The following is a 25,579-nucleotide window of genomic DNA, read 5'->3' as shown; positions in this document are numbered from 1 at the left end:
AAGCCCCGGCCTCTCGGCCGGGGCTTCGCGATCACTCGCTCCGTTCGTCCTTACTCGTTGCGGTTGCCAACGAGCGCGAGGAGGAACTGGAACATGTTGATGAAGTCCAGATACAGCGTCAGGGCGCCGAACACGGAGGCCTTCGCGGCAGTCTCGGAGTCGAAATTGCCGTAGAGGTACATCTCCTTCAGCTTCTGCGTGTCGTAAGCCGTCAGGCCTGCGAAGATCAGCACGCCGATCACGGAAATGCCGAACTGCAGCATGCTCGACGCCACGAAGATGTTGACGATCGAGGCCAGGATCAGGCCGACGAGACCCATGATCAGGAACGAGCCCATGCCGGATAGGCTGCGGTTCGTGGTGTAGCCCCAGAGCGACAGCGAGCCGAAGGCCGCCGCCGTGATGAAGAACACCTGCACGACGCTCGCGCCGGTGTAGCGGATGAGCAGCGTCGAGAGCGAAGCACCCATCACCGCCGCGAAGGCGAAGAAGGTGCCGCGGGCCGCAGCCGCCGACATCCGGTCCATCCGGAACGAGAAGAAGAAGATGAAGGCCAGCGGCGCCAGCGCCACGACCCACATCAGCGGCGAGCCGTACAGCGTCGCGCCGAACTGGGTCAGGTTCACGCCGCCTATGCGGGCGACGGCCTGGGACGGGTCGCTCGTCGTGGCCAGCATGTTGATGCCGAGCGCGACCAGGGCCGAGATGGCCAGACCCAGGACCATGTTGTTGTAGACGCCGAGCATAAAGGCGCGCAGGCCCTGGTCGACCTGAGCTGCCGTCCGGGCAAAGCCGGTGCCATAGGCGGTTTGGTTTTGCTCATACGGTTGCATCGGAGTCCTTTCTCACGGTGTCCCGATATGTTCTCTCAAAAGGCTGTGGCCAGCCCTCCGCCGCCGCAGGATTACGGCGACACGTAAAATATGAGAGGTTGGCGCTTGTTCCGCAAGAGGGATCGCCTGGCTTCAAAGTTTCGTGAAAGGATATTCGGAGAGCAGTTCTGAGGCTGCTCTCCAGCGAGGTCCAGATGCTCTTTCAGCCTTCGGTCGAACGGCCGGGCTTCAAAGATTTCTCAAGTATTGAGCCGGCTTTTGACTGAGGATGCGCCAGGTCCCCATCAGCCCCAATCCGACGCTGACGAGAACCGCCAGCAGGCAGGCGAGCAGAGCGCCGGAGAGATCCAGGGTGAAGGCGAGATTCATGACCCGCGTCAGGATGAAATAGGCGGCGAGCGTGCCTGCGAGCAGGCCGAACGCGGCGGTGGCGAGCCCCAGAAGCCCGTATTCGAGGGCATAGGCCGATAGAAGCCGCGTCCGGGTGGCGCCAAGCGTCTTCAGCACCACCGCATCGTAGAGTCGCGCCCGATGCCCAGCCGCTAGCGCGCCGGCGAGCACCAGGAGGCTCGCGATCAGGGCGATGGAGCTCGCCCCGCGGATCGCCATGACGAGTTGCGAGACCACGTCGTTGACCGCCTCCAGAGCGTCCTTCACCCGCACGCTCGTGACCATGGGATAGGCCACGGCCGAGCTTCTCAAGATTCGGGCATCGAGCGCCGGATCCGAGCCGTTCGGGAAGGTGACGGTGGCCAGATGCGTGTGCGGCGCGCCGGCGAAGGCGTTGGGCGAGAACACCATGACGAAGTTGATGCCCATGGAGCGCCATTCCACCTCGCGCAAGTTGGCGATGGTGGCGGAGATGTTGCGCCCGAGCACGTTGACCGTGATCTCGTCGCCGATCTTGAGGCCCAGGCCCTCAGCGATCTTGCGGTCGAACGAGACCAGAGGTTTGCCGCGATAGCCTTCCGACCACCATTCGCCCGCAACGATGTTCGAGCCCTCCGGCGGCCGGCTGGCATAGGTGATGCCCCGGTCGCCCTCCAGCACCCAGGAGACGTCCTCGGGCGCCTTGACTTCGGCGACAGGACGTCCGCCGAGCGTCACGAGGCGCCCGCGCATCATCGGCACGCGCTCGATATGGGCGTCGGCGGCCTGGTTCTTCAAAAAGCCTTCGAAGGCATCGGCCTGCTGGTTCGGGATGTCGAGGAAGAAGAAGCTCGGCGCCTTCTCCGGCAGGCTCTGCGTGAGCTGGCGCGTCAGGTTGCTGTCGATGACCGCAAGCGTCACGAGGAGCGTGATGCCGAGGCCGAGCGAGAGCACCAGCGAGGGCGTGAGCGCGCCCGGGCGGTGGATGTTGGCAAGCGCCAGCCGCGGCGCCGTTCTCTTCGAACGGGGAAGGCGGCGGGCGAGCGCCATGATGCCGAGCGCGACGAGGCGGAGGAGCACGAAGGATCCGGCCGCGGCACCCACGAACATGAGCGCGATGCGCTGGTCATAGGCCGCGAGCAGGGACAATCCCACCAGCGCCGCGACCGAGACCGCGAGCGCAGCGATGTAACGCTTGCGCGGCCAGCGCCGCTCCGGATCGATCTGGTCGCGGAACAGGCCTGAGACCGGCACGTCATGGGCGCGGCCCAAAGGCGCGATGGCAAAGACCAGGGCCGTGAGCGCGCCGTAGAGAAGCGCGATCCCGAGCTCGGTCCAGGCCAGCGTCGGCTGGATCGGGATCGGCAGGAGATGGCCGAAGAGGGCTGTGATCACGAAGGGCAAGGCGGCACCGAAGGCGAGACCGATTCCGATGCCGACGACGGCGATCAGCATCACCTGCGTGAGGTAGAGCAGCACCACCTGCCCGCCCGGCGCGCCGAGGCTCTTCAGGGTGGCGATGGAGGCGCGCTTGCGGTCGACGAAGCCGCGCACCGCATTGGCGACGCCGACGCCGCCCACAAGCAGGGCGGTGAGGCCGACGAGGGTCAGGAACTGGGTGAAGCGCTCGATGTTGCGGGCAAAGCGCGGATCGGCATTGAGCCGCGTGCGGACGTTCCAGCCGGCCTCGGGCAGGAGGTGGTTCGCCTCCGCCTCGATCTGGGTCAGCCCCTCCTCGGTCGAGAGCGAGGGCGGCAGGGTGAGCCGATAGGTCCAGCGCACGAGGCTTCCCGGCTGGACGAGCCCGGTCGCCTTCAGCGCCTCCTGCGACAGGAGAAGCCGCGGCCCGAAGCCGATGCCGTCGGCGATCTTGTCGGGCTCGGAATCGAGGCGCGCCCGCAACTCCACGTTGGCCGCGCCGACCGTCACCCGGTCGCCGACCTTCAGGTCGAGCCGCGCGAGAAGCGCCGGGTCCACCGCCGCGCCGAAGGCGCCGTTGCGCTCGGCGAAGAGATCGGCGGGGGCGAGCTGAGGATCGGTCTCGAGGGCGCCGACGGTGGGATAGCCCCCATCGACCGCCTTCATCTCCACGAGGCCCGAGCCTTTCTCGCCGGCCACCGCCATGGCGCGCATGGTGGCGACGACGTTGACCCGTCCCTTGGTTTCCAGGAAGGCGCGTTCGGGCCCTGCCGCCTCGCGCTGGAGCAGGGAAAAGGCCATGTCGCCGCCGAGGATCCGCCGGCCCTCGCGGGTGATGCCCTCGGTAAGCGAGCGGGAGAGGGAGGAGACGCTGGCGATCGCGGCGACGCCGAGCGCGATGCAGGCGAGGAAGATGCCGAAGCCTTGCAGGCCTCCGCGCAGCTCGCGGAAGGCGAGGCGCAGCAGGAGCGGCAGGCGGGAGCCGGAGGCAGGCCGTCTCTGCGGCGTGGCGGGAAGGGTGCCGTGCATGAAAGGTGATCCTTAAGCGACGGCGGAGGCCGCGCCGGTCTCAACCTGGCCCGAGCGCAGGCGCACCATGCGGTCGCAGAGGCGGGCGAGGTTAAGATCGTGGGTCACGAGCACCAGGGTCGCGCCCCGGTCGCGCTTGAGGGCGAACAGCAGGTCGATGATGGACTGGCCGGTAGTCTCGTCGAGATTGCCGGTGGGCTCGTCCGCCACCAGGATCGCCGGATCCGGCACGATCGCGCGGGCGATCGCCACGCGCTGCTGCTCGCCACCCGAGAGCTGCGCCGGATAATGATGCAGGCGATGGCCTAAGCCCACCGCCTGCAGCTCGGCCTCGGCCCGCTCGAAGGCCTCGTCCTTGCCGGCGAGCTCGAGGGGCAGCGCCACGTTCTCCAGGGCCGTCATGGTCGGGACGAGGTGGAAGGACTGGAACACGATGCCGATCCGGCGGCCGCGAAAGCGCGCGAGAGCATCCTCGTCGAGGCCGGAAAGGTCGGTGCCGTCGACGACGATCCGGCCCGAATCGGGCCGTTCGAGCCCGGCCATGGTCATGAGCAGGGTCGACTTTCCCGAGCCCGAAGGCCCGACGAGGCCCACCGCCTCGCCCCTGGCGATATCGAGGGAGATTCCTTTGAGGATATGCACCCGCGCAGCGCCGCGCCCGAGACTCAAATCGACGTCGTGCAGCGCGATGGCCTTGTCCTGCATGCCTCTTCACCCGATCTTTTGGAAAACTGAAACTTGTCCGGTTCTAGTCCCGGAGAGATAGGAAGCCTATCGATGAAGCGCCAATCCGGCTCATTCATGACGATCATTTTTGCGTGTGCGGCCCTGCTTGCCACCGCCTTTGCCGCCGTGATCGCCACCCTTCCGGCAGCCCAGGCGCAAGGCCAGCCGATCCGCCTCGTGGCGCTCGGCGACAGCCTGAGCGCCGGCTACAACCTGCCGCAGGAGGCCGCCTTCCCGACCGTGCTGGAGCGCGCCCTGAAGGCCAAGGGCTACAAGGTGGAGGTCGCCAATGCGGGCGTCTCCGGCGACACCTCCTCCGGCGGGCTCGACCGGCTCGACTGGTCCGTGCCCGACGGCACCGACGGGGTGATCCTGGAGCTCGGCGCCAACGATATGCTGCGCGGGCTCGATCCCGTCGGCACCCGCAAGAACCTGGAGACCATCGTCGAGCGGCTCAAAAGCCGCAACATCCCGGTGCTGCTCGCGGGCATGGTTGCCTCGCGCAATCTCGGCCCGGCTTATGTGCAGAAATTCGACAGCATCTATCCGGACATTGCGAAGACGCACGACCTTGTGCTCTATCCCTTCTTCCTGGACGGAGTCGCCGGCGATCGGTCCCTCAACCTGCCCGACGGGCTGCACCCGACGGCCAAGGGCGTGGAGATCATCGTCGAGCGCATTCTGCCCAGCGTCGAGAGCTTTCTCGCCCGCCTTGCCCAGCGCTGAAAGGTTTCAGCGCCTCATTCTTGCCTGAACGCGGCGGATGATTCCGTCGCGAGGAGCTAAATACCCATGGAACATCGCCGCCTCGGCCGCACGGATCTCAATGTCAGCCTCATCTGCCTCGGCACCATGACCTGGGGCCAGCAGAACACCGAAGCCGACGGTCATGCGCAGATGGATTATGCCCTCGACAAGGGCATCAACTTCTTCGACACGGCCGAACTCTACTCGATCCCGCCGCGGCCGGAGACGCAAGGCTCCACGGAGCGGATCATCGGCTCCTGGTTCAAGGCCCGCGGCAGCCGCGACAAGGTGATTCTGGCCACCAAGGTGATCGGCCGCTCCGACAACACGTGGTTCCGCGACGACGGCTCCAAGGGCGAATTGTCCCGGGCGCAGGTCGAGGAGGCGGTGAACAAGAGCCTGAAGCGGCTCCAGACCGACTATATCGATCTCTACCAGATCCACTGGCCCGACCGCCCGATGCCCTGGGGCTCGAACCCGACGATCTTCCGCCACCAGGAGGGCGAATCCCATCCCATCGCTGAGACGGTCGAGATCATGACGGACCTGGTGAAGGCCGGAAAGATCCGCCATTTCGGGCTGTCCAACGAGAGCGCCTGGGGCACCATGAGCTTCCTCAAGCATGCGGATGCCAAGGGCCAGGCCCGGGTGCAGTCGGTGCAGAACGCCTACAACCTCCTCAACCGCACCTACGAGGTGGCGCTCGCCGAGGTGACGATGCAGGAGAACGTGAGCCTGCTCGCCTATTCGCCGCTCGGCCAGGGCTACCTGACCGGCAAATATCTCGACGGCGCCCGTCCGCCCGGCACGCGGACCACCCTGTTCGGCCGCGGCCAGCGCTACCAGAACCCGACCGCCGAGGCCGCGATCCGCAAATACATCGCGCTCGCCAAGGAGTTTAATCTCGATCCGGCCCAGATGGCGCTCGCCTTCGTCAACTCGCGCCCCTTCCTCACATCGAACATCATCGGCGCGACCTCGATGGAGCAGCTCAAGACGGACATTGCCTCCATCGACGTGACGATCACCCCGGAGATTGAGGAGCGCATCAACGCGATCCATGTCGAGCACTGCAATCCGTGCCCGTGATGGGTACAGCGTCATCCTGGACGGAGCGCAGCGGAGATCCGGGATCGCTCGACGAGCAGACCACTGTCATTCCGGGGCCGCGCAGCGGAGCCCGGGATCCATAACCACTGACGTTGCAGAAAGAGGCAAGACGCTGCTCACTCGTCCTTAAAGCGTCGCAGTTATGGATCCCCGCCTGCGCGGGGATGACAGTCGAGTTTCCAGCGCCACCTTATTAAAGCGATCCCGGATCGGCTTACGCCGTCCGGGATGACGCTCGACAAACCGGAACAAACCCCGTCACCAATCGTCTGACGCTTTGTCAGCAAGCCTCGGGAGGTGCCGCATGCCACGCCTGTTCACCGGCATCGAGATCCCGCCCGAAATCACCCTCGCCCTGTCGCAGTTTCGCGGCGGGTTGCCAGGCGCACGCTGGGTCGACCCCGAGAATTATCATCTCACCTTGCGCTTCATCGGCGACATCGACGACCGCATGGCGGACGACGTCACCTCGATCCTCGGTGAGACCCGCGCCCGCCATCCGCTCAGCATCACCATCGACGGACTCGACAGCTTCGGCGGCGGAAAGCCCCGCGCGGTCTTCGTCCGCACATCCGGCAACGGCGAACTGAACGCGCTGCAGGCGGAGCAGGAGCGGCTCCTGCGCCAGGTCGGCCTGCCGCCGGAAACGCGCAAGTTCACGCCGCATGTGACCCTCGCGCGGCTGAAGAACGCCTCGCCCATCGATGTGGCGGATTACATCGCGATACGCGGTCATTTCCCGAAGCTCGCCTTCACCGCCGAGCGCTTCGTGCTCTATTCCTCGCGCGCCTCGGTCGGCGGCGGGCCCTATGTGGTCGAGGCCGCCTATCCCTTGAGCTGACTCGACGCGACCGTGCAGGGGAGTTACACCGCGCCCATGGCTTCGCTCATCTTCCTCACCCATCCCGAGGTGGTCATCGACCCCGACCGGCCCGTTCCCGAATGGCCCCTGAACGCCACCGGGCGCGCGCGCATGGAGCGCTTTGCCGAGCGGCTTGCGGACAGAGATGTCTCCGCCGTCTATGCGAGCACCGAGCGCAAGGCCATGGACGGCGCCGCCATCGTGGCGGAGCGGCTCGGCCTGTCCTACGACACCGACGAGGCGTTGGGCGAAAACGACCGCTCGTCGACGGGCTTCATCGCGCCGCCGGAATTCTGGGACGTGGTGCGCGAGTTCTTCGGCAATCCGCATGAGAGCATCCGCGGCTGGGAGCGCGCCATCGACGCGCAGACGCGCATCGTGAATGCGGTCAGTCGGATCCTGCGCGAAGACGAGACCTCCGGCGACATCGTCGTGGTATCGCACGGCGGCGTCGGCTGCCTGCTCACCGCGCACCTGCAGAAGGTCGAGATCGGACGGGAAAGCCGTCCTTCCCATCCGGGCGGCGGCTGCTTCATCCGCATCGACCGCGACACGTTCGCGCTGACGCAGGATTGGCGCACCATCGAGGATGGGTTTGTGTCCTGAGTAACGTTCTCCCCTGTCATTCCCGGCCGGAGCGCAGCGGAGGGGAAGGGAATCCATAGCGCCGAGCGTGCCAGTGGATCCCCTTTCCGGCCTTCGGCCGCCGGGGATGACACGAACGCGTTTCGCGCTTGCATCCTTTCGGTCCTGCGATTAGCCCCTCCGATAGGCAGACAAAACAGAACGAACCCCCATGAACCGCAACCGCATCGCGCAACTGGCGCCCGGAATCGCCCTGTGCGCGGCGATCGCGCTTGCGGCCATTCTCCTGCAGCGGCTCGAGGAGCATTGGACGGGGCGGCCCTGGCTCGAGGCGCTCGTCATCGCGATCCTGCTCGGCACAGCGACGAGAACATTTTGGACGCCCGGAACGCGCTGGGTTCCCGGCATCGGCTTCTCGGCCAAAACCCTGCTCGAGATCGCCGTGATGCTGCTCGGGGCATCGATCAGCGCCCAGGCGGTGCTCGAGGCGGGCTTCGGATTGATGCTCGGCATCGCCGTCGTGGTGACGCTGGCGATCGGCGCGAGCTACGCGCTCGGCCGCTGGCTCGACCTGCCTTGGCGCATGGCGGTGCTGGTCGCCTGCGGCAACGCGATCTGCGGCAACTCCGCCATCGCCGCCGTTGCGCCCGTGATCGGCGCAAAGCCGCAGGATGTCGCCTCCTCCATCGCGTTCACCGCGATCCTCGGCGTCGTCGTCGTTCTCGCCCTGCCGCTGCTGGTGCCGATCCTCGATCTGTCGCTCACGCAATACGGCGTGCTTGCCGGTCTCACCGTCTATGCGGTGCCGCAGGTTCTCGCGGCGACCATGCCGGTGAGCGCGATCAGCACCCAGCTCGGCACCCTGGTGAAGCTGGTGCGTGTGCTGATGCTCGGCCCGGTGGTGATCGGCCTCTCGCTGGTCGCGGGCCGCGGGGCGACGGAAGCGACAATGCGCCTGTCCTGGAGCCGGTTGGTGCCCTGGTTCATCCTCGGCTTCTTAAGCCTCGCCGTGCTGCGCTCCCTCGGCTTCATTCCCGACGCGCTCTTACGCATCGCGAGCCCGGTCGCGACGCTTCTCACGATCATCTCCATGGCGGCGCTCGGCCTCGGGGTCGATCTGCGGGTTCTCGGCCGCGTCGGCGGGCGGGTGACGCTCGCCGTGACACTCTCGCTCCTGGTGCTGATCACCATCAGTCTCGCGCTGATCCGGCTGCTCGGGCTGCCGTGAGCCCTCCATGTCATCCCCGGCGCACGAAGTGCGGGAAGGGGATCCATTCACACGGTCGGCGCTGTGGGTTCCCTTCCCCTCCGCTGCGCTCCGGCCGGGAATGACATCAAGGGCTGAGCCCTTGAAACATCGCCCTGCCGCTGCATCACTAAGGCTGACCCGTCCTCACGATGAAGCCGCCCATGCCCCGATTGACCGAGACTGAACGTTCCGAACTCCTGCCCGCCCTCGATGGCTGGACGCTCGTCGAAGGCCGCGATGCCCTGCACAAGCGTTTCGTCTTCGAGGATTTCAACGCGGCCTTCGGCTGGATGACGCGCGTCGCGCTCGCGGCCGAAGCGATGAACCACCATCCGGACTGGTCCAACAGCTACAACAAGGTCGATGTGACGCTCTCCACCCACGACGCCAAGGGCCTGACGCGCCGCGACATCGAGCTCGCGCAGCGCATGGACCAGATGGCCGCCGGGCTGGCGAGGCGATAGGCCATGACTGAGACACGGACCGAGACACGCATCCGCACGGGAGGCTGCGCCTGCGGGCAGCTCACCTTCGCGACCCGCGGCGAGCCGAAGCGCGTGGGGCTCTGCCATTGCATGACCTGCCGCAAGATCAGCGGCGCACCCGTCAGCGCCTACGTGATCTTCGCCGTCGATCAGGTCACGATTTCGGGAGATTTCCGGAGCTGGTCCGCAACGCCCAAGACAGAGGACTGCTTCTGCCCGATATGCGGCTCGCAGGTCTTCGCTCGGTATTCCGATATCGAGATCGAAATCAGGCTCGGCGCCTTCGACGAGCCCAACCTGTTCACGCCGACCTACGAATTGTGGGCCAAGCGTCGCGAGCACTGGCTCTGCACGCCGGATCTCGAAAGCTTTTCCGAGAACCGGGAAGCTTCTCCCTCAGCCTCATCCTGAGCTCGACTTTGGCCAATTTCGCGGGCCAGTAGGCCACCTGCGGGTCAGTCCGGATCGGCAAATCTCACAAGGCTCATGAGCGCGTCCATTACGGCAATCCGATAGATTGCGGTAGCAAACCGGCGATCATTGGCAATTGCGTCGGCATCGCCATGCACGCGCTCCAGCATGGTGTCGAACACCTCCTCCATCATCTCCACATCCACCGGCACGACAACCCCACACGTCATCGCAAAGGCCTCCGGAGTACTCAGCCGCATCGCCAGCGATGTGCCAGGATGAGCCGTCTGCTCCAGATGCTCATCGACCAGCCAAACCTCTTCCTGGCGCATGAGATCCAGCACCACCAAGCCGGCCGTCTCGTGGCGACGCTCAACCCGCCAGACCGAGAAGCGGGCCCGCAGCAGAGCCTGCAGCATCACGTCCTCATCCGAGCCGGGCACCACGACAGCGTTGCGGGTATAGCGGTCCATCCCGCGCGAGCGGCCCGGCGGGGCGGTGTAGAGAGCCAGGTCGTAGGCCAACGTCACCTCGTCCAGGCTCTCGGCCACCAGCATCTTGCCAGCCGTGAGCCCCAGCCGGCGCGCCTGCTCCATCAGGGCCGAATCCGGTACGCAGCGAAGAGCCTCGTTGTGATGGTGGGTGCTGATCGCGCGGAGATGACGATAGCGCGTCAGGATCTCGGTCCGACCCATTTCGGCCATGGCGACCTCCCAGGCTCTTGAGCCTGATTGTGGGAGATCGTGGCCATGCCCGTCCAGCCCCATGTTCCTGACCTCCTGTCCACCTGGCTGGCTCCGTTCCGGTCCGGCCTGACCGGACCAACCTTCCGCCATGCCCTTGTGCTCGTCCTGGGGGCTCTTCTCACCCCGGGCCGTCGCACCGTCACGGCCATGCTCACCGTTGTTGGCCTCGCCCGCACCCGCAGCTTCACGAACTATCACCGTGTGCTCAACCGCAACCAGTGGTCCAGCCGCGAGGTGGCGCGCCGTCTGCTCGGCCTGCTGGTGGCAGCTTTTGTGCCGACCGGGCCAGTGGTGATTGGCCTGGATGACACCCTTGAGCGTCGCTGGGGTGCCCGGATCAGGGCCCGTGGCATCTACCGGGATCCGGTCCGCTCCTCCCATGGCCACTTCGTCAAAGCCTCGGGATTGCGCTGGCTGTCCATCATGATGCTCGCTCCCATCCCGTGGGCCGGTCGCGTGTGGGCCTTGCCCTTCCTGACGGTGCTGGCGCCCTCCGAGCGCTTCTCGCGTGAGCATCGCCAGCGTCACAAGGCGCTCACGGACTGGGCCCGACAAGCCCTTCTCCAGGTCGCCCGCTGGCTGCCGGACCGGCGCCTCGTGGCAGTGGCTGATCAGAGCTACGCGGCGATTGAGCTGCTGAACGCGGTTCGGCATCGCCTGTGCATGATCACGCGCCTGCGCCTGGATGCGCGCCTGTTCACGCCGGCTCCGCGCCGTCGGCCCGGAACCCGAGGACGCCCTCGCGTTGTTGGTCAACGTCTTCCGAGCCTGGCCGAACGCCTGGCCAATCCCAAGACGGCGTGGCGGCAGGTTTGGGTCGACGGCTGGTACGGCGGTGGCGAACGCCTGATTGAGTTCATCTCGGGCACGGCGATCTGGCACCATCCCGGCAAGCACGTGCCGATCCGCTATGTTCTGGTGCGGGACGTGGCCGGCCTCCTCAAGCCACAGGCGTTTCTGTGTACGGACCTGCAAGCCGATCCTCTTGAGATCGTGCGCTGGTTCGTGCGGCGCTGGAGCACCGAGGTGACCTTTGCCGAGGCTCGCAGACACCTGGGGATGGAGACGCAACGCCAATGGTCGGACAAGGCGATCGCCCGCACGACACCAGCCCTGCTGGGGCTGTTCTCGCTGGTCAGTCTCTGGACCGCTGACCCCGCCATTCGGCGCTTGGCTCGCCCGCAGTGTGCCGCTTGGTACAATAAGCGCACCATCACCTTCAGCGATGCTCTGGCGGCCGTCCGACGCTCGCTCTGGGCCGCCGCAGTTTCTGATGCGTCACGCCGGCCCGCCAACATGACAAAAGGCCAAATCGATGTTCTGAAGCGATTGACGGCGACACTCTGCTATCCAGCATAAATGGCCAAAGTCGAGCTGAGAGTCTGGCTCATAAATCTCTCCCTCATCCTGAGGAGCAGCGAAGCTGCGTCTCGAAGGAGGATCAGCGCGCACTGGAGGCGCCCTGATCCTTCGAGACGCAGCTTCGCTGCTCCTCAGGATGAGGGCTTAGGGGATTGCCGAATATCGGGTCAGACTTTGAGGAGTTCGCGGAGCGACCGTCTCGAAGAATGAGGGTTTGGTGCTTTATCGGTTTTAAATCGGACCCGGAGGCTTTACTTCGGCTGCATGCGCAGGGCGCCGTCGAGGCGGATGCCTTCGCCGTTGAGCATGTCGTTCTCGATGATCGCCTTTACCAGCTTCGCATATTCCTCGGGCCTTCCTAAGCGCGAGGGGAACGGCACGTTGGCTTCGAGTGCCTTGCGGTAATCCTCGGCGATACCCTCGAAGAGCGGCGTGTGGAAGAGGCCCGGCATGATCGTCATGACCCGGATGCCGAAGCCCGACAGGTCGCGGGCGACGGGCAGCGTCAGTCCCAGCACGCCGCCCTTGGAGGCGGCGTAGGCCGCCTGGCCGATCTGCCCATCCTGCGCCGCGACCGACGAGGTGTTGACGATGACGCCGCGCCCGCCATCCGGCGTCACGGGGTCGAGCGCGGCCATGGCCGTCGCGCATTTCGAGATCATGGCATAGGTGCCGATCAGGTTGATCTCGACCGCACGGCGGAAGCTTGGCACGTCGTGCGGGATAAGCTCGCCCGTCTCGCGCTTCTTCGCGACGGTGCGCTTGCCCGGCGCGATGCCGACGCAATTGACCAGGATGCGCTCGACGTCGTTGACGGCGCGGGCCGCGGCCAGCGCCGAATCGATGGAGGCCTCGTCGGTCACGTCGCATAGGCAGAAGACGGCTCCGATCTCGCGCGCAACCGCGTCGCCGCGCTCCGCGTTCATATCGAGAATGGCTACCTTGGCGCCGCTTGCGGCGAGCATGCGGGCCGTGGCCTCGCCGAGGCCGGAGGCGCCTCCGGTGACGATGGCTGCCATCAGTTTGTCGAGCTTCATCGCTTTTCTCCCTGTGTCAGGAGATGTCTTAGGGTATCCTCGCGCAGGCGGGAACCGGAGATTACGGAAGGAAGAGTTGAGATGAGTGAACCCTTCATGAAGCCTTTCAGCAAGGCCGAGATGGAGGCCATGCGCCAAGCGACACGGGACGAGGAGGGTCTCAAGCGTCGCTTCTGGGCCAAGCTGAAGCGCGTCGCGGGCAAGATCCCCTTCGCGGAGGATCTCGTCGCCGCCTTCTTCTGCGCCACTGATCCGTCGACGCCGAGCCGGGTGAAGCTGATTCTCCTTGGCGCGATCGCCTATTTCGTCTTCCCGGCGGATGCGATCACCGATCTCCTGCCCCTGTTCGGCTTCGCCGACGACGCGGCCGTCCTCGCCGCTGCGATCACGCAGGTCGCCGGCTCCATCACCGAGGAGCACCGTGCGCGGGCCCGCGAGGCCCTGGAAGACCGCGCGGAGGATGCGGCGAAAGCTTGAGCTTGGACGAGGTAGGATAGAATTCAGAAGAAGGAATATTGACTTATTGCAATGTTATCTCTTAGCGGTATAAGTGATTCTGTTGCAAGAAAAGTGATTTTAACTCCTCTTCCTTTGGTAACAATAAGCAACCATTTTCAGTAACACTGCGTTTGGGTCGCCTCGGCGGCCCTTTTTATTGGGCTGCGGTTTAGGTGAAAGCGCCATGCTTTGACCACCGCCGCGTTTCGACGCATCGCCAATCGTTTGGCGCAGCCTTAACGGAGATGGTGAAGAGTTCTTAACCATCCGCTTGTATGGTCCGCCCCATGACTCCTGCATTCCTTCAGCGCGGCATCGCCGCGGGCATCCTTTCCGCCCTTATCGTCATCGGAACCGGGCCTGCAGCTCAGGCTCAGTCCCAGCGTTCGACGCAGCCCTCGACCCGTTCGACTCCGGCCAAGCCGGCGCCGGCGGCAAAGCCTGCCGCCAAGCCTGCACCGACGGTCAGGACCAACGCGGCCAAGCCCACAGGAGCGGCAGCGGCGGGTGTCGCGGCCGGAGCGGCGGCCACGGCAGCCAGACCGGCCCAAGCCGCGACGGGTCCGGGCGGCGCCTCGCTCCTGACCTCCTACGGCGATTGGGGCGTCTACACGGCCCAGACCGGTCGTTCCAAGATCTGCTACGCGCTCAGCCAGCCCAAGGACCGGCTGCCGAAGAATCTGACCCGGGACCCCGCCTATCTCTTTGTGTCGTTCCGCCCGGCGGAGAACGTGCGGAACGAGGTCGCCCTGGTGCTTGGCTTCACCGCCAAGGAGAACGGCCCGGCGGAAGCCGCGGTCGGCAACGCGTCCTATGCGCTCGTCACCAAGACTGCCAATGCCTGGCTGAAGAACCCCGCCGAGGAGGGCCAGGCCATCGCCACCATGGCCCGCAGCGGCAGCCTGACGGTCAAGACGCAGTCGGCCCGCGGCTCGAGCCTGACCGACCGCTATTCCCTGAACGGCTTCGGCAAGGCCCTGGAGCACGCCCGCAAGGAATGCGCTTCTTAAGGACGGCGCAGTCTCGGCACATCCGTGAGCCCTCATCTTGAGAGTCTGGCTCGTCATTCATCATGACGCGCAGATGCCCTCCCCCTCCCCCTTGTGGGGAGGGCCGGGGTGGGGGTGTCAGCGCTGAACTGGACCAGCGTAGCGCTCACACCCCCACCTCCAACTCCTCCCCCCAAGGGGGAGGAGGGTTTCCCGCGCTTTATGAGCCAGCCTCTCACGATGAGGGATGAATTCATGGCTGCGTTTTGGCGCGAGACTTTTCCCGATCGGTTGAAAATCGGTACCTTGATGAGCATCTTCCGGGCCTCGCGCCCGGAATTTGCGTGTGAAGGCTCACGTTTCCGACGCAATCGTGATATATGGCCGCTTCCATCCCAACAACGAGGCTGAAGATTTCCCATGGCGACGGTGCTCGACATCGCCAAGCATAACCCCAATGCGGCCACCTTGGCCGTGAGCGATGCCGCGCGCGTGGCCGGGTTCGTCGAAAAGAAGGCGGAGTTGAACGTCGTGGCGGGAGCCGCTCCCGGCGGCGCTTCGCTGATCGGCCTCACCCGTGACCAGCTCAAGGATTCGCTTGCCGCCATCGGCGTGCCCGAGCGCGATCTCAAGATGCGCGTGGCCCAGCTCTGGCACTGGATCTATTTCCGCGGCGCGAAGGATTTCGCCGAGATGACCAATGTAGGCAAGGAGCTGCGCGCGCGTCTCGCCGCTGCCTACACCCTTGCCCGCCCGCAGGTGGTCTCCGAGCAGGTGTCGAAGGACGGCACCCGCAAGTGGTTGATCCGCATGGCCTCGACCGGCCCGCTCGACAAGGGCGCGGAGATCGAGTGCGTGTATATTCCGGAAGTCGACCGCGGCACGCTCTGCGTGTCGAGCCAGGTCGGCTGCACGCTCACCTGTTCCTTCTGCCACACGGGCACCCAGCGCCTCGTGCGCAACCTGACCTCGGCCGAGATCGTGGCGCAGCTCATCGTCGCCCGCGATTCCATCGGCGACTGGCCCCATGCGACGCCGCCGGAGGGCGCCCAAGAGAAGGGACTTTTGCCCACCGACGGCAGCCGCTTCGTGTCGAACATCGTGTTCATGGGCATGGGCGAGCCGCTCTACAACACCGACAACGTGATCGCCGCCATCGACGTGATGTCGGACGGCGAGGGCCTGACCCTCTCGCGCCGACGCATCACGGTCTCCACCTCCGGCGTCGTGCCGCAGATGGAGCGCTTGGGCAGCGAGGCGAACACGATGCTCGCGATCTCGCTCCACGCGGTGCGGGACGAGCTGCGCGACGACCTGGTGCCGATCAACCGCAAATACGACATCGGGCAGCTGCTCGATGCCTGCCGCGCCTATCCCGGCCTGTCGAATGCGCGGCGCATCACCTTCGAATACGTGATGCTCAAGGGCGTCAACGATTCGGACGCCGATGCGCGCCAGCTCGTGCGGCTCCTGAAGGGCATCCCGGCGAAGATCAACCTGATCCCGTTCAATCCCTGGCCCGGCTCGAAATACGAATGCTCGGACTGGGAGCGGATCGAGCGCTTTTCCGAGATCGTCTTCCGCGCCGGCTACGCCTCGCCCGTGCGCACCCCGCGCGGCCGCGACATCCTCGCCGCCTGCGGCCAGCTCAAGAGCGAGACCGAAAAGCTGCGCGCCCGCGCCCGCATGATGGCCGAACAGGGCATCGGCGCCGAGGGCGTCTATGCGGTGGGGAACGGGGAGTAGCCTCGAAGGCCTGGCCTTTCCTGAGAAGAAGAAGACAAAACCCACCGTGTCATTCCGGGGCGCACCTCTGGTGCGAGCCGGAATCCATAACCACGACGTGTCAAGAAAGAGCGAGCTGCGTCACGCCTCGCTCTGCATCGTCAGCGGCTATGGATCCCGGGCTCACCTTCGGCGCCCCGGGATGACAGCGGGAGCAATTTTTCCCTGCGTCACGGCCGGGCTTGTGCCGGCCGTCCCGATGCTCTGGAGTGCCACACCTCAGGCAATCCTACATCCCACGATACGCTAAGCGTTGTCCCGCACGGCCTGCGCGCGCTTGCCTGCCTGCGAGATGCGGCCGGCATCCATCGGGTTGACGATCCGGTCGCGGCGGGTGCTCGCGTTCTTGCGCATGCCCTTCCGGGGCGTCCTGCCCGAATCGGGACGGGCTGCCTCCTCCGCGCCCTGCCGCAGGCGAAGTGCACGACGGGCATTCTCCCGGAGTTCCTCCGCCTTGCGGCGCGTCCGCTCGCTGTTGATCCGGGTCAGCGCCTCCGCAAGAATGCGCGCCTTCTGACGGTTGCCGGCATCCTGCTTCTCGAAATTCGTGGCCTGCCGGCTCTTGCCGCGGACCTCGCGGCGCTGGCGATGGGCGATGTCCCTTGCCCGGTCGCGCCGCTCCCGCAGGCGCTGGGTCAGGTCCTTGAGCGCTGCGTCCTCCAGCTTGCCCAGGACCGGATAACGGGTCTGTTCGACGAGGGTGAATTCCTCGTCGCTCATGAGCCGCCGCTCGTCCAGCTTCGACGTCGCCATGGAATCCTCCTCCTGCACGGATGCCCGCCGCCCGGCCGTTTAAGTAGCGCAGTCCTCAGTGAGGGAAACCGGACCCCGCTGCCTCTGGCGGGGCGAGGTGAACTTTGCCACTATGCGGCAACATGGTCCGCTGGCTTCTCCTCATCCCCTTCGCGCTCATCATCGCCATCGGTGTGAGCGGCACCTTCTTTCTCATCGCCTCCATCGTCGATCCGGTCATGGCGACGCTGACGGGCGACACGCTCTTCGTCGGCTTCTGGTCGCTGATCGACGCGGTCTTTGCCGCGGACGATCCCACGCCCATCGTGGAGGACGCGTTTCTGGGGGTCGGCCGGATCATGTTCACGCTGCTGATCTTCCCGCCGCTGCTGATCGCGGTGATCAGCGAGGTGCTCGGAATGCGCAGCCTGCTCTGGCATGCGCTCGCCACGGGCGTGCTGACTGCGGCGGTGCCGTGGATCCTGCGCGGCGCGGCGCGGGTCGGCACGCCGGCGGAGCTTCACGTGAGCCTCGTCCTCGGGCTGACCGGGGCGGTCGCCGGCCTCGTCTATTGGGCGATCGCCGGCGGACGGGAGCCCCGCCGCCCGGAGCCTAGCGCGCCGATGTCGTCAGGATCTTGATCGCGAAGGCCGGGACAAGGCGGGCGAATCGTCGGGATCGTGCTGCAATCCCGGTTGCAATCCCATGTGCATGGGTGCCCGAACACAGCTTGTTGAAACCCGAGCCCTGCTCCATCTCTGATCTCGGCAAAGGTTCGAAGAAACCGAATCGCGAGAAGGACCGACATGACGGCTTTGCTTTTACGGATGCGCGTGGCGCTGACCGGCATGATCCTGGCCCTGGCTCTGTCCGGCTGCGGCATCAACAACGTCCCGACCCTGGAAGAGCAGGCCAAGGCGGCCTGGAGCGAGGTTCAGAACCAGTACCAGCGCCGGGCCGACCTCATTCCCAACCTCGTCGAGACGGTGAAAGGCTTCGCCCAGCAGGAGCGCGAGGTGCTGACGCAGGTCACGGAAGCGCGGGCGAAGGCGACGCAGATCCAGGTCGATGCCTCGACCGTCACCGATCCTGAAAAATTCCGCCAGTTCCAGGAGGCGCAGAACCAGCTCTCCGGGGCGCTGGGCCGGCTTCTCGCCACCGTCGAGCGCTATCCCGAGCTGAAGTCCAACGCCAATTTCCTGGCCCTGCAATCCCAGCTCGAAGGCACGGAGAACCGCATCGCGGTGGCGCGGCGCGACTACATTTCCTCGGTGCAGGCCTTCAACACGGAGCTGCGCACGATCCCCGGCCGCTGGATCGCCGCCATCGTCTATCCGAACGCCAAGCCGATGGAGACCTTCACCGCCACCGCCGGCTCCGAACGCCCGCCCGAGGTGAAGTTCTAGGCGAATGACAAGCGCTGGCGATCTTCCCTCCCCCTTGCGGGGAGGAATCGAGGGTGGGGGTCGAAAGGTCGAAGCGCTGCAGTCGATTCAGAAAATGCGCGACTGCTACAGCGCGTTCTGGTTTCGCCGTACGCCCAGTCGAACCACCCCCACCCCTGCCCCTCCCCGCAAGGGAGAGGGAAGAATCGTGGCGCTCGTCCTCATCGCGCTTGCCCTCCTCCTCGTCTCCCTCCCTGCCCTCGCCCAGACCTTTCCGCAGCTCACCGGCCGCGTCGTCGATGCCGCGAACCTTCTCAGACCCGAGGAGCGGGCGGCGATCGAGGCGAAGCTGAAAGCCCATGAGGACAAGACCACCGACCAGGTAGTCGTCGCCACATTGCGCTCCCTCGAAGGCTATCCGATCGAGGATTATGCCAACCGCCTGTTCCGGCACTGGCAGATCGGCCAGAAGGGCAAGGACAACGGCGCCCTTCTTCTCGTGGCGCCGCAGGAGCGCAAGGTGCGCATCGAGGTCGGCTACGGGCTCGAGGGCGCGCTGACGGATGCGCTCTCCAAGGTCATCATCACCACTGCCGTCGCGCCGCAATTCCAGAAGGGCAATTTTGCCGGGGGCATCGATGCGGGGGTCGATGCCATGCTCTCGATCCTGACCGGAGATGCGGAGGAATGGCATCGCCGCGCCGAAGTGCGCGAGGACGACACCACGGGCTTCGACCCGGTTGTCGCCTTCATCATTCTGCTGATCCTGTTCATCCTGATCTCGCGCCTGATGGGCGCCGGACGGGGTCGCAGCGTCAGGGGCGGGCGCCGCGGGCCGTGGATCATCCCGACGGGAGGCGGCTGGTCCGGCGGCGGCGGAGGGTGGTCCGGCGGGGGTGGCTTCTCGGGGGGAGGCGGTTCGTCCGGCGGCGGCGGTGCTTCGGGGAGCTGGTAGATGATTTCAGCCCAGGATCAGGCGCGCCTCGCCCAGGCGATCGGCGACGTGGAGGACGACACCTCCGGCGAGATCGTGCTCGTGATTGCCGAGCAGGCGGGCCATTACCGCGCCATCCCCCTGCTCTGGGCCCTGCTCGCAGCCCTGGCGACGCCGTGGTCGCTGCTCTGGCTCACGGCGCTCAGCGCTTCGCGCATCCTCCTGATCCAGCTCGCGGTGGCGCTCGTGCTGAGTTTCGTCCTGTCCTGGCCGAAGCTGCGCTACGCCCTGGTGCCGCGCTCCATCAAGCATGCGCAAGGACACGAGGCGGCCTCGCGCGAGTTCCTCCGGCGCGGTCTCACCCGCACCCGGGAGAAGACCGGCGTGCTGATCTATCTGGCGCTCGCCGAACACCATGCGGAGATCCTCGCCGATACCGGCATCGCGGACCGGGTCGATGCGGGGATCTGGGCCGGCATCGTCGCCGATCTGACCGCCGCCATCGGGGCGGGCCGGCTCACGGAGGGGCTGATCGAGGCGATCCGACGCATCGGCGCGATCCTGGCGGAGCACGTCCCGCCGCGCCTCGACGACGTGGACGAATTGCCCGACAAGGTGATCATCCTGCCGTGACCGGCGCGGCACGGGCGGGCGGATCCGCTTAGAAGTCGGGGCTCTTCGCGGCGCCCAGGATGATTCCCGGCTTTGCCGCATCGGTGCTCTGCAGCAGCACCACATAGGCGTCCCCGCCCCTGCGGGCGGTCTCGACGGACACCTCGAAGCGGGCGGAGCCGCCGCGCCATTCGCCGAGGCGGTTCAGGCCGCGCACCACATTGGCGTAGGTGATGGTCTTGCCGCGGTTCTCGCCGCGTTCGATCGGCACCGTCTGCGCCTTCAGGACGGGCAGGAGCCAGATCTCCGCATCGCGCTGCGCGGTCTCGGGCGTCTCCTCGACTGCGATCGTCACCGTGCCGTTCTGCTCGCTGAGATTGACCGCGACCGGCAGGGTCTTGCGACCCTTCGAGGTGTATTGGATCGCCTTCTCGATCTGGGCCCTGTCGGAGCCGATGCAGGACTTCTTGCCGTTGACGATCATCTGCGGCGTGAAGACCTGCCGGTCGCTGCGGCCATGGGCATAGGCCTTCTGCCGCTCGGTGAAGGCCACATGGGCAAGCGTGTCCTTCCAGCCGAGATAATCCCAGTAATTGACCGGCAGGGACAGGGCGATGATGTCAGGCTGGCGGGAGTATTCCACCAGCAGCGCATCGGCCGGCGGGCAGGAGGAGCAGCCCTGGCTGGTGAACAGCTCGACAACCGCGCGCGGCGGATCTGCCAAGGCAGGCTGCAGAAGAGCGGCGAGACCGAGGGCCGCCAAAGTCAGTGTCAAACGGGACGCCATGATGGCCGCCATGGAACACGAATTCAGGCTGAAGGGAAACTCACGTTACCTTGAACGCCAGCGCATCGTGCGAAAAAGTGGACCCGGTTATTCGCTGACGCGGCCCTTCGGGTCGCGCTCAACGATGTGCTCTTCAAAGAGCGGAGCATCGGATCAGATCCCAAAAGTGGAGCCCACTTTTGGGTCCGATGCTTTGGCAGGCGCGCGCCAGCGGCGATGCATCCACAGCCATTGCTCGGGATATTGCCGCACCCATTCCTCGACTACGGCGGTCATCGCCTGCATGGCGCCCTGAACGTTGATCTGTCCGTCGGGGTCGCGCGGCAGGTCGAGGGGCGGCGTGAGCTCGAGGCGGAAACGATGATTCGGCAGACGGATCACCCGCACCCCGTGGACCGGACAATCGAAGCGGCGGGCGAATTTTCCCAGGATCGGGTTCACCAGAGCCGGGCGGCCCATGAAGGTCACGATCACGCCGCGGGTGAAATGCTGGTCGATCAGCATGCCGAGATGGCCGCCCTTCTCCAGCGCGCCCTGCATGGCGAAGGCCGCGCCCTGGCGGGCCGCTTCCAGGCTGCCCATGGTCTCGCTGCGGATCTCGTGCAGGACGCGGGCGATGGCCGGATCGTTGGGGGCGCGGAACACGGCCGTCGTGTCGAGCCCGAAGCGGGCGGCGCAGATGGCGGGCAATTCCCAATTGGCGAGATGGGCCGAGAAGACGATCCCCGGCTTGCCGTCGTCCCTCAGGCTCAAGAAGTGATCGATGCCGTCGACCTCGGTGCGGCCGGGCACGGCGCTCTCGGGATCGAAATCGAACAGGCGGCCGAGATGCGGATATTCGCCGCCGGTGCGGCCGAGATTGTCCCAGGCGGCGAGCGCGATGGCCTTCACCTCGGCGTCCGATTTTTCCGGATAGGCGGCCCGGATATTGGCAAGCGCGGTCCGATGCGGCTTGAGGAGCGGACCGAAGGTGCGGGTGATCGCGGCGCCCAAGGCGCCGGAGCGCTCGGGGCCTAGCGCCCGCGAGAAGGCAAAGACGCCGCGCACGACCCCGACCATGACCGTTCCGACGAGACGCGAGAGAAGGTTGCGGGAACGGTGGGGCTGCTGCACGTGGGTGAAATCCTGGCCTGAAAAGAAAAGTTCTCGCGTCATTTCGCGAGGAGGCGGTTTAGTCAAGGACTGATCGCGCGACCCTTTTACCAGAGACCGGCATAAGATCTGTTATCCCTGAACCCTCATCCTGAGGAGGCTAGAATATTGCGTCGGGCCAATCGGAAAGGTGCACCGGATCAGAACGTCACGACCACCTTGCCGAACACCTTTCTGCCCTCGAGCCGCTCCAGGCCCTTTTGGAACTCGTCGATCGGGAAGACGGCATCAATGACCGGATTCATGCCTCCGGCTATCTTGTCGAGGGATTGCGCGATGTTCTCGATCCGGCAGCCGAAGGATCCGAAAATCCGGTATTGCTGCTGGAAGAGCTGCATCAGGTTCATGGTCGTGGAGACGCCGCTCGTCGATCCGCAGGTGACGAGGCGCCCGCCGCGCTTGAGGCAGAGCAGGGAGCCGTTCCAGGTCTCGGCGCCCACATGCTCGAACACCACGTCGACGCCTTTCCGCTTGGTGAGCCGACGGACCTCGCCCTCGAAGCGCTCGGTGCGGTAATTGACCACGTAATCGGCGCCGAGCGCCTTTGCCTTCTCGCCCTTCTCGTCGTCGCCGACCGTCGTATAGACCGTGCAGCCGATGACTTTCGCCATCTTGATCGCCGCGGTGCCGATGCCGGAGCCGCCCGCATGGACCAGGATCGACTCGCCCGGTTCCAGCTTGGCGTTGTCGAAGAGCATGTGCTGCACGGTGCCGAAGCCGATGGGCGCGCAGGCCGCCTCCTCGAAGGACACGCCCTTCGGCACCGGGATGACCAGCCGCTCCGGCCGGTTGATCAGCTCGCGGGCGAAGCCGTCGATATGGAAGCCCATGATGCCGGCGACGTTCTCGCACAGATTGTCCCAACCCTTCAGGCAGGCCTTGCAATGGCCGCAGGTCTCGGCGCCGTACATGGTCACCGGATCGCCGGCCTTGAACCGGGTGACGCCCTCGCCCACCGCCGCGATCTCGCCCGAGGCCTCGACGCCGACCGCCTGCGGCATCTTGCGCTTGGCGAACGCCATGCCGCGAAAGCCCCAGACATCGAGGTAGTTCAGCGCCAGTGCCTTCACGCGCACCTGCACCTCGCCGGGAGCAGGCGGCGGAGGCGCCTCCATCTCGGTAATGCGAAGGTCACGGTCGCCGAAGAGCTGAAGGGAGCGCATGCGTAAAATCCTTGTCATCGTCATCCTCGGACTTGTTCCGGGGATCTTCGTCTTGCCGGGCAAAGACGTGGATGGCCGGGACAAGCCCGGCCATGACGCGGAGAAATTGCTTGCGGGGGCTTAAAGGGCGGCGGAGCGGATGGCAAGTTCCGGCCTAAGCTCAAGCCGTCATCCCGGACGGCGCAGCCAATCCGGGATCGGGTGCAGGTAGCGTTCTGGAAACTCGACTGTCATTCCCGCGGAGGCGGGAATCCATAACCGCTGACGGCGCCGAACTGGATTAGGGTCGTGGTTATGGATCCCGGCCTTCGCCGGGATGACAGTGCTTCATCCTGAAAGTGAACCGGATCTGCTCCGCTGCCCCGGGACGACGTCGTATCTACCGATGCACGCCGAGCATCGAGGTGAGCCCACCGTCGATGGGAAGCACTGCGCCGGTGATGTAGGCGGCGGGATCGGACAGGAGGAAGGCGGCGAGGCCCGCGATCTCCTCCGGCTTGGCGAAGCGGCCCGCCGGGATCTGCTTTTCCATGTTGTCGCGGTAGGCGGCGTAGGGCGCCATCATGTCCGTGTCGATGAAGCCCGGCGCGATCACGTTGACCGTGACATTGCGCTTGGCGGTCTCGACGGAGAGCGTGCGGCAATAGGAGATCAGCGCGCCCTTGGACGCCGCATAGGCCGCATTGCCCGGATTGCCCTGCAGCGCCGCCACCGAGCCGATGGCGACGATGCGGCCCTGCTTGGCGCGGATCATGCCGCGCATGAGCGCCTTGGCGATGCGGGTGAACGACCAGAAGTTCACCTGCATGGCGGCTTCGGCCTTGTCCTGCTGCATCATGGCGGCGAGCGCATCGTAGGGCTGGCCGGCATTGTGCACGAGGCCGAAGAAGACCTCGCCTTCGATGCTCTCGCAGAAGGTGTCCAGAGCCGCCTTGTCTGACAGGTCGACTTCATGGGCCGTGACGGTGCGGCCGGCATTCGCCTGCACCAGCTCGGCGGCGAGAGCCTTCGCAGCATCGCCCGAGGAGCGGTAGGTGAAGTCGACGTCGTGCCCGGCCACCACCAAGGCCCGCACGATGGCGGCGCCGACGCCCTTGCCGCCGCCTGTCACCAGAACCCGGGTCATAAATTGAACTCCGAAAATCCTCCTCCCCCTTGTGGGGAGGGGTTAGGGGTGGGGGTGCCGGCGCCAGACTTTGACAGGCTACCGCTCACACCCCCCTCTCCAACTCTCCCCCACAAGGGGGGAGAGGGTCGGTTGGCGCTCGTCAGAAAAGATGCTTGGCCCATGGCCATCACTTCGGCTCGGCCCCGAAGACGAGGCAGGTGTTCTGGCCGCCGAAGCCGAAGGAGTTCGAAAGCACGTAATTCACGCTCGCATCCCGGGCGACGTTCGGCACCACGTCGAGCGGGATCGCGGGATCCGGCACCTGATGGTTGATCGTCGGCGGAATGCGGCCGGTGGCCAGCGTCAGGAGCGACATCACCGCCTCGACCGCGCCGGCGGCGGTGAGCGTATGGCCGATCATCGACTTGTTCGAGGAGATCGGTAGATGGGCCATGCGCTCGCCGAACACGGCGGTGCAGCTCATGGCCTCCATCTTGTCGTTCTCCGGCGTCGAAGTGCCGTGGGCGTTGATGTAGCCGATCTCGTCGGGCGTAAGACCGGCATCGTCCAGCGCCTGGCGGATCGCCGTGATGGCGGGCATGCCGTCCGGCGAGGAGCGGGTGCGGTGGAAGCCGTCGCCCTTTTCGCCGCAGCCGAGCACGTAGCCGAGGATTTTCGCGCCGCGCGCCTTCGCGCTGTCCGCGTTCTCCAAAACGAGCGCCGCGCCACCCTCGCCCATGACGAAGCCGTCGCGGTTCTTGGAGAAGGGTTTTGACGCGCCTTCCGGATTCTCGTTCTGGGTCGAGAGCGCCGAGAGCAGCGAGAAGCGGATCAGCGACTCGGGATTGACCGAGCCGTCGGTGCCGATGCAGAGCGCCGCATCCGTCTCGCCGCGGCGGATCGCCTCGACGCCGAGCTGGATCGCGGTGGCGCCGGACGAGCAGGCGGTGGAGAGCGAGATCGGCGAGCCCTTGGTGCCGAAGCGGTCGGCGACCCGGTCGGCCACCGTGCCGAAGATGAAGAGGTCGTGCCACGGCTTGAAGCGGCCCGTGGCAGCGGCCGTGAGAAGATCCTTATAGGTGACGTCACCGGTTTGGCCCGAGGCCTCGGCGAGGGCCTCGCGCTGCGGCCATTCCATCTCGACGGGAGGCACGGCGATGAACAGAGCGCCCGGGAAATCCTCTTGAGCAAGCCCGGACTGGCCGATGGCCTCCGCCGCCGCCAGCGTGGCGAGGCGCTCGGAGAGCACCGGCGCGCAGAAGGGCTCCACATCGACCGAGTCGATGGTGCCCGCAATCGTGGTGCGCAGGCCTTCCGTGGGAAAGCGCTCGATGCGGTGGATGCCGGATTTGCCCGCCGTCAGGGCGGCCCAGGTGTCGTCCTTGCCCTCGCCGAGGGATGTGACCACGCCCATGCCGGTGACGGCGACGAGCGGACGGCCTTTCGTGTCGCGAAGCGCCATTG

At 65.9% G+C, this 25,579-nt stretch carries 27 protein-coding genes; 16 read left to right on the top strand and 11 right to left on the bottom strand.

Going from position 1 to position 25,579, the window contains the following annotated elements; all coding sequences use genetic code 11:
* Nucleotides 1-50 precede the first annotated feature (50 nt).
* The 3 genes from BB934_RS13575 to BB934_RS13565 all read right to left on the bottom strand — a co-directional run bounded on the left by BB934_RS13575 (nucleotide 51) and on the right by BB934_RS13565 (nucleotide 4,355).
* Nucleotides 51-833, bottom strand: coding sequence for a Bax inhibitor-1/YccA family protein (locus BB934_RS13575; RefSeq protein WP_099510109.1), 783 nt, complete (start codon nucleotides 831-833; stop codon nucleotides 51-53).
* Between the two features lie 228 nt (nucleotides 834-1,061).
* Nucleotides 1,062-3,650: an ABC transporter permease gene (locus BB934_RS13570; RefSeq protein ID WP_099510108.1), complete on the bottom strand. Its 2,589-nt coding sequence runs from the start codon at nucleotides 3,648-3,650 to the stop codon at nucleotides 1,062-1,064.
* 12 nt (nucleotides 3,651-3,662) lie between these two features.
* Nucleotides 3,663-4,355: an ABC transporter ATP-binding protein gene (locus tag BB934_RS13565; protein WP_099510107.1), complete on the bottom strand. Its 693-nt coding sequence runs from the start codon at nucleotides 4,353-4,355 to the stop codon at nucleotides 3,663-3,665.
* A 72-nt stretch (nucleotides 4,356-4,427) separates the two neighbouring features.
* On the opposite strand from BB934_RS13565, the gene BB934_RS13560 reads away from it, so the two are divergent.
* From BB934_RS13560 to BB934_RS13530, 7 genes are all read left to right on the top strand, one after another.
* Nucleotides 4,428-5,102 (top strand): arylesterase, encoded by a 675-nt coding sequence (locus BB934_RS13560; RefSeq protein WP_099510106.1) that lies wholly within the window; start codon nucleotides 4,428-4,430, stop codon nucleotides 5,100-5,102.
* A gap of 66 nt (nucleotides 5,103-5,168) precedes the next feature.
* Nucleotides 5,169-6,212: an aldo/keto reductase gene (locus BB934_RS13555; protein WP_099510105.1), complete on the top strand. Its 1,044-nt coding sequence runs from the start codon at nucleotides 5,169-5,171 to the stop codon at nucleotides 6,210-6,212.
* 325 nt (nucleotides 6,213-6,537) lie between these two features.
* Nucleotides 6,538-7,074, top strand: coding sequence for an RNA 2',3'-cyclic phosphodiesterase (gene thpR, locus BB934_RS13550; RefSeq protein WP_099510104.1), 537 nt, complete (start codon nucleotides 6,538-6,540; stop codon nucleotides 7,072-7,074).
* Between the two features lie 36 nt (nucleotides 7,075-7,110).
* Entirely contained in the window at nucleotides 7,111-7,701 is a 591-nt protein-coding gene (locus tag BB934_RS13545) for a histidine phosphatase family protein (protein WP_099510103.1), read from the top strand.
* A gap of 190 nt (nucleotides 7,702-7,891) precedes the next feature.
* Nucleotides 7,892-8,908 (top strand): YeiH family protein, encoded by a 1,017-nt coding sequence (locus BB934_RS13540; protein ID WP_099510102.1) that lies wholly within the window; start codon nucleotides 7,892-7,894, stop codon nucleotides 8,906-8,908.
* A gap of 182 nt (nucleotides 8,909-9,090) precedes the next feature.
* Nucleotides 9,091-9,393: a 4a-hydroxytetrahydrobiopterin dehydratase gene (locus BB934_RS13535; protein ID WP_099510101.1), complete on the top strand. Its 303-nt coding sequence runs from the start codon at nucleotides 9,091-9,093 to the stop codon at nucleotides 9,391-9,393.
* A gap of 3 nt (nucleotides 9,394-9,396) precedes the next feature.
* On the top strand, nucleotides 9,397-9,825 hold the full coding sequence (locus BB934_RS13530; RefSeq protein WP_099510100.1) for a GFA family protein: 429 nt from the start codon (nucleotides 9,397-9,399) through the stop codon (nucleotides 9,823-9,825).
* A gap of 44 nt (nucleotides 9,826-9,869) precedes the next feature.
* On the opposite strand, the gene BB934_RS13525 is transcribed toward BB934_RS13530, so the two are convergent.
* A complete protein-coding gene (locus BB934_RS13525) occupies nucleotides 9,870-10,529 on the bottom strand; it encodes a DUF7986 domain-containing protein (RefSeq protein WP_099510067.1) in 660 nt (219 codons plus the stop codon).
* A 45-nt stretch (nucleotides 10,530-10,574) separates the two neighbouring features.
* Here BB934_RS13525 and BB934_RS13520 point away from each other — a divergent pair, with 45 nt between their 5' ends.
* Entirely contained in the window at nucleotides 10,575-11,930 is a 1,356-nt protein-coding gene (locus tag BB934_RS13520; RefSeq protein ID WP_099512825.1) for an IS701 family transposase, read from the top strand.
* Nucleotides 11,931-12,184: 254 nt separating this feature from the next.
* Here the strand turns inward: BB934_RS13520 and BB934_RS13515 are convergent, their stop codons facing one another.
* Nucleotides 12,185-12,970, bottom strand: a complete 786-nt coding sequence (locus BB934_RS13515; protein ID WP_099510099.1) for an SDR family NAD(P)-dependent oxidoreductase — start codon at nucleotides 12,968-12,970, stop codon at nucleotides 12,185-12,187.
* An 81-nt stretch (nucleotides 12,971-13,051) separates the two neighbouring features.
* Here BB934_RS13515 and BB934_RS13510 point away from each other — a divergent pair, with 81 nt between their 5' ends.
* From BB934_RS13510 to rlmN, 3 genes are all read left to right on the top strand, one after another.
* Nucleotides 13,052-13,447, top strand: coding sequence for a YkvA family protein (locus BB934_RS13510; RefSeq protein WP_099510098.1), 396 nt, complete (start codon nucleotides 13,052-13,054; stop codon nucleotides 13,445-13,447).
* 308 nt (nucleotides 13,448-13,755) lie between these two features.
* Nucleotides 13,756-14,478, top strand: a complete 723-nt coding sequence (locus BB934_RS13505; protein ID WP_175608884.1) for a hypothetical protein — start codon at nucleotides 13,756-13,758, stop codon at nucleotides 14,476-14,478.
* Between the two features lie 399 nt (nucleotides 14,479-14,877).
* Nucleotides 14,878-16,203, top strand: coding sequence for a dual-specificity RNA methyltransferase RlmN (rlmN, locus tag BB934_RS13500; protein ID WP_099510097.1), 1,326 nt, complete (start codon nucleotides 14,878-14,880; stop codon nucleotides 16,201-16,203).
* Nucleotides 16,204-16,488: 285 nt separating this feature from the next.
* Here the strand turns inward: rlmN and BB934_RS13495 are convergent, their stop codons facing one another.
* Nucleotides 16,489-16,995, bottom strand: a complete 507-nt coding sequence (locus BB934_RS13495) for a hypothetical protein (protein ID WP_099510096.1) — start codon at nucleotides 16,993-16,995, stop codon at nucleotides 16,489-16,491.
* A gap of 122 nt (nucleotides 16,996-17,117) precedes the next feature.
* Here BB934_RS13495 and BB934_RS13490 point away from each other — a divergent pair, with 122 nt between their 5' ends.
* The 4 genes from BB934_RS13490 (at nucleotide 17,118) to BB934_RS13475 (ending at nucleotide 19,926) form a co-directional block, all read left to right on the top strand.
* A complete protein-coding gene (locus BB934_RS13490; RefSeq protein WP_099510095.1) occupies nucleotides 17,118-17,615 on the top strand; it encodes a hypothetical protein in 498 nt (165 codons plus the stop codon).
* Nucleotides 17,616-17,780: 165 nt separating this feature from the next.
* The gene (locus BB934_RS13485) at nucleotides 17,781-18,380 is read left to right on the top strand and encodes a LemA family protein (RefSeq protein ID WP_099510094.1); all 600 of its coding nucleotides are present in this window, start codon (nucleotides 17,781-17,783) and stop codon (nucleotides 18,378-18,380) included.
* 94 nt (nucleotides 18,381-18,474) lie between these two features.
* Nucleotides 18,475-19,314 (top strand): TPM domain-containing protein, encoded by an 840-nt coding sequence (locus BB934_RS13480; RefSeq protein ID WP_099512831.1) that lies wholly within the window; start codon nucleotides 18,475-18,477, stop codon nucleotides 19,312-19,314.
* Nucleotides 19,315-19,926, top strand: a complete 612-nt coding sequence (locus BB934_RS13475; RefSeq protein ID WP_099510093.1) for a TPM domain-containing protein — start codon at nucleotides 19,315-19,317, stop codon at nucleotides 19,924-19,926.
* A 28-nt stretch (nucleotides 19,927-19,954) separates the two neighbouring features.
* Here the strand turns inward: BB934_RS13475 and BB934_RS13470 are convergent, their stop codons facing one another.
* The 3 genes from BB934_RS13470 to BB934_RS13460 form a co-directional block, all read right to left on the bottom strand.
* The gene (locus BB934_RS13470; RefSeq protein ID WP_099512829.1) at nucleotides 19,955-20,692 is read right to left on the bottom strand and encodes a DUF1223 domain-containing protein; all 738 of its coding nucleotides are present in this window, start codon (nucleotides 20,690-20,692) and stop codon (nucleotides 19,955-19,957) included.
* Nucleotides 20,693-20,845: 153 nt separating this feature from the next.
* Entirely contained in the window at nucleotides 20,846-21,751 is a 906-nt protein-coding gene (locus BB934_RS13465; RefSeq protein WP_099512828.1) for a lipid A biosynthesis lauroyl acyltransferase, read from the bottom strand.
* Between the two features lie 233 nt (nucleotides 21,752-21,984).
* On the bottom strand, nucleotides 21,985-23,007 hold the full coding sequence (locus tag BB934_RS13460; protein WP_099510092.1) for a zinc-binding dehydrogenase: 1,023 nt from the start codon (nucleotides 23,005-23,007) through the stop codon (nucleotides 21,985-21,987).
* Between BB934_RS13460 and BB934_RS50220 the strand changes: the two genes are divergently transcribed.
* On the top strand, nucleotides 23,006-23,131 hold the full coding sequence (locus BB934_RS50220; RefSeq protein ID WP_257792372.1) for a hypothetical protein: 126 nt from the start codon (nucleotides 23,006-23,008) through the stop codon (nucleotides 23,129-23,131). The genes BB934_RS13460 and BB934_RS50220 overlap by 2 nt on opposite strands.
* A 255-nt stretch (nucleotides 23,132-23,386) precedes the next feature.
* Here the strand turns inward: BB934_RS50220 and BB934_RS13455 are convergent, their stop codons facing one another.
* A complete protein-coding gene (locus BB934_RS13455; RefSeq protein ID WP_099510091.1) occupies nucleotides 23,387-24,133 on the bottom strand; it encodes an SDR family NAD(P)-dependent oxidoreductase in 747 nt (248 codons plus the stop codon).
* A gap of 169 nt (nucleotides 24,134-24,302) precedes the next feature.
* Entirely contained in the window at nucleotides 24,303-25,577 is a 1,275-nt protein-coding gene (locus BB934_RS13450; RefSeq protein WP_099510090.1) for a beta-ketoacyl-ACP synthase, read from the bottom strand.
* Nucleotides 25,578-25,579: the final 2 nt, after the last annotated feature.

The sequence above is a fragment of the Microvirga ossetica genome, from assembly GCF_002741015.1.
Lineage (GTDB): Bacteria > Pseudomonadota > Alphaproteobacteria > Rhizobiales > Beijerinckiaceae > Microvirga > Microvirga ossetica.
This window is presented reverse-complemented; position numbering and strand designations above follow the sequence as displayed.

Excerpts from the sequence above, each read along its gene's own strand:
- BB934_RS13565 (WP_099510107.1), bottom strand. The coding sequence starts at position 4,355 with ATGCAGGACAAGGCCATCGCGCTGCACGACGTCGATTTGAGTCTCGGG.
- BB934_RS13470 (WP_099512829.1), bottom strand. The coding sequence starts at position 20,692 with ATGGCGTCCCGTTTGACACTGACTTTGGCGGCCCTCGGTCTCGCCGCT.
- BB934_RS13490 (WP_099510095.1), top strand. The coding sequence starts at position 17,118 with ATGGTCCGCTGGCTTCTCCTCATCCCCTTCGCGCTCATCATCGCCATC.
- BB934_RS13570 (WP_099510108.1), bottom strand. The coding sequence starts at position 3,650 with ATGCACGGCACCCTTCCCGCCACGCCGCAGAGACGGCCTGCCTCCGGC.
- thpR (WP_099510104.1), top strand. The coding sequence starts at position 6,538 with ATGCCACGCCTGTTCACCGGCATCGAGATCCCGCCCGAAATCACCCTC.
- rlmN (WP_099510097.1), top strand. The coding sequence starts at position 14,878 with ATGGCGACGGTGCTCGACATCGCCAAGCATAACCCCAATGCGGCCACC.
- BB934_RS13465 (WP_099512828.1), bottom strand. The coding sequence starts at position 21,751 with ATGGTCGGGGTCGTGCGCGGCGTCTTTGCCTTCTCGCGGGCGCTAGGC.
- BB934_RS13505 (WP_175608884.1), top strand. The coding sequence starts at position 13,756 with ATGACTCCTGCATTCCTTCAGCGCGGCATCGCCGCGGGCATCCTTTCC.
- BB934_RS13460 (WP_099510092.1), bottom strand. The coding sequence starts at position 23,007 with ATGCGCTCCCTTCAGCTCTTCGGCGACCGTGACCTTCGCATTACCGAG.
- BB934_RS50220 (WP_257792372.1), top strand. The coding sequence starts at position 23,006 with ATGCGTAAAATCCTTGTCATCGTCATCCTCGGACTTGTTCCGGGGATC.
- BB934_RS13540 (WP_099510102.1), top strand. The coding sequence starts at position 7,892 with ATGAACCGCAACCGCATCGCGCAACTGGCGCCCGGAATCGCCCTGTGC.
- BB934_RS13520 (WP_099512825.1), top strand. The coding sequence starts at position 10,575 with ATGCCCGTCCAGCCCCATGTTCCTGACCTCCTGTCCACCTGGCTGGCT.
- BB934_RS13545 (WP_099510103.1), top strand. The coding sequence starts at position 7,111 with ATGGCTTCGCTCATCTTCCTCACCCATCCCGAGGTGGTCATCGACCCC.
- BB934_RS13450 (WP_099510090.1), bottom strand. The coding sequence starts at position 25,577 with ATGGCGCTTCGCGACACGAAAGGCCGTCCGCTCGTCGCCGTCACCGGC.
- BB934_RS13560 (WP_099510106.1), top strand. The coding sequence starts at position 4,428 with ATGAAGCGCCAATCCGGCTCATTCATGACGATCATTTTTGCGTGTGCG.
- BB934_RS13485 (WP_099510094.1), top strand. The coding sequence starts at position 17,781 with ATGACGGCTTTGCTTTTACGGATGCGCGTGGCGCTGACCGGCATGATC.
- BB934_RS13495 (WP_099510096.1), bottom strand. The coding sequence starts at position 16,995 with ATGGCGACGTCGAAGCTGGACGAGCGGCGGCTCATGAGCGACGAGGAA.
- BB934_RS13525 (WP_099510067.1), bottom strand. The coding sequence starts at position 10,529 with ATGGCCGAAATGGGTCGGACCGAGATCCTGACGCGCTATCGTCATCTC.
- BB934_RS13475 (WP_099510093.1), top strand. The coding sequence starts at position 19,315 with ATGATTTCAGCCCAGGATCAGGCGCGCCTCGCCCAGGCGATCGGCGAC.
- BB934_RS13530 (WP_099510100.1), top strand. The coding sequence starts at position 9,397 with ATGACTGAGACACGGACCGAGACACGCATCCGCACGGGAGGCTGCGCC.
- BB934_RS13575 (WP_099510109.1), bottom strand. The coding sequence starts at position 833 with ATGCAACCGTATGAGCAAAACCAAACCGCCTATGGCACCGGCTTTGCC.
- BB934_RS13455 (WP_099510091.1), bottom strand. The coding sequence starts at position 24,133 with ATGACCCGGGTTCTGGTGACAGGCGGCGGCAAGGGCGTCGGCGCCGCC.
- BB934_RS13555 (WP_099510105.1), top strand. The coding sequence starts at position 5,169 with ATGGAACATCGCCGCCTCGGCCGCACGGATCTCAATGTCAGCCTCATC.
- BB934_RS13515 (WP_099510099.1), bottom strand. The coding sequence starts at position 12,970 with ATGAAGCTCGACAAACTGATGGCAGCCATCGTCACCGGAGGCGCCTCC.
- BB934_RS13535 (WP_099510101.1), top strand. The coding sequence starts at position 9,091 with ATGCCCCGATTGACCGAGACTGAACGTTCCGAACTCCTGCCCGCCCTC.
- BB934_RS13510 (WP_099510098.1), top strand. The coding sequence starts at position 13,052 with ATGAGTGAACCCTTCATGAAGCCTTTCAGCAAGGCCGAGATGGAGGCC.
- BB934_RS13480 (WP_099512831.1), top strand. The coding sequence starts at position 18,475 with ATGCGCGACTGCTACAGCGCGTTCTGGTTTCGCCGTACGCCCAGTCGA.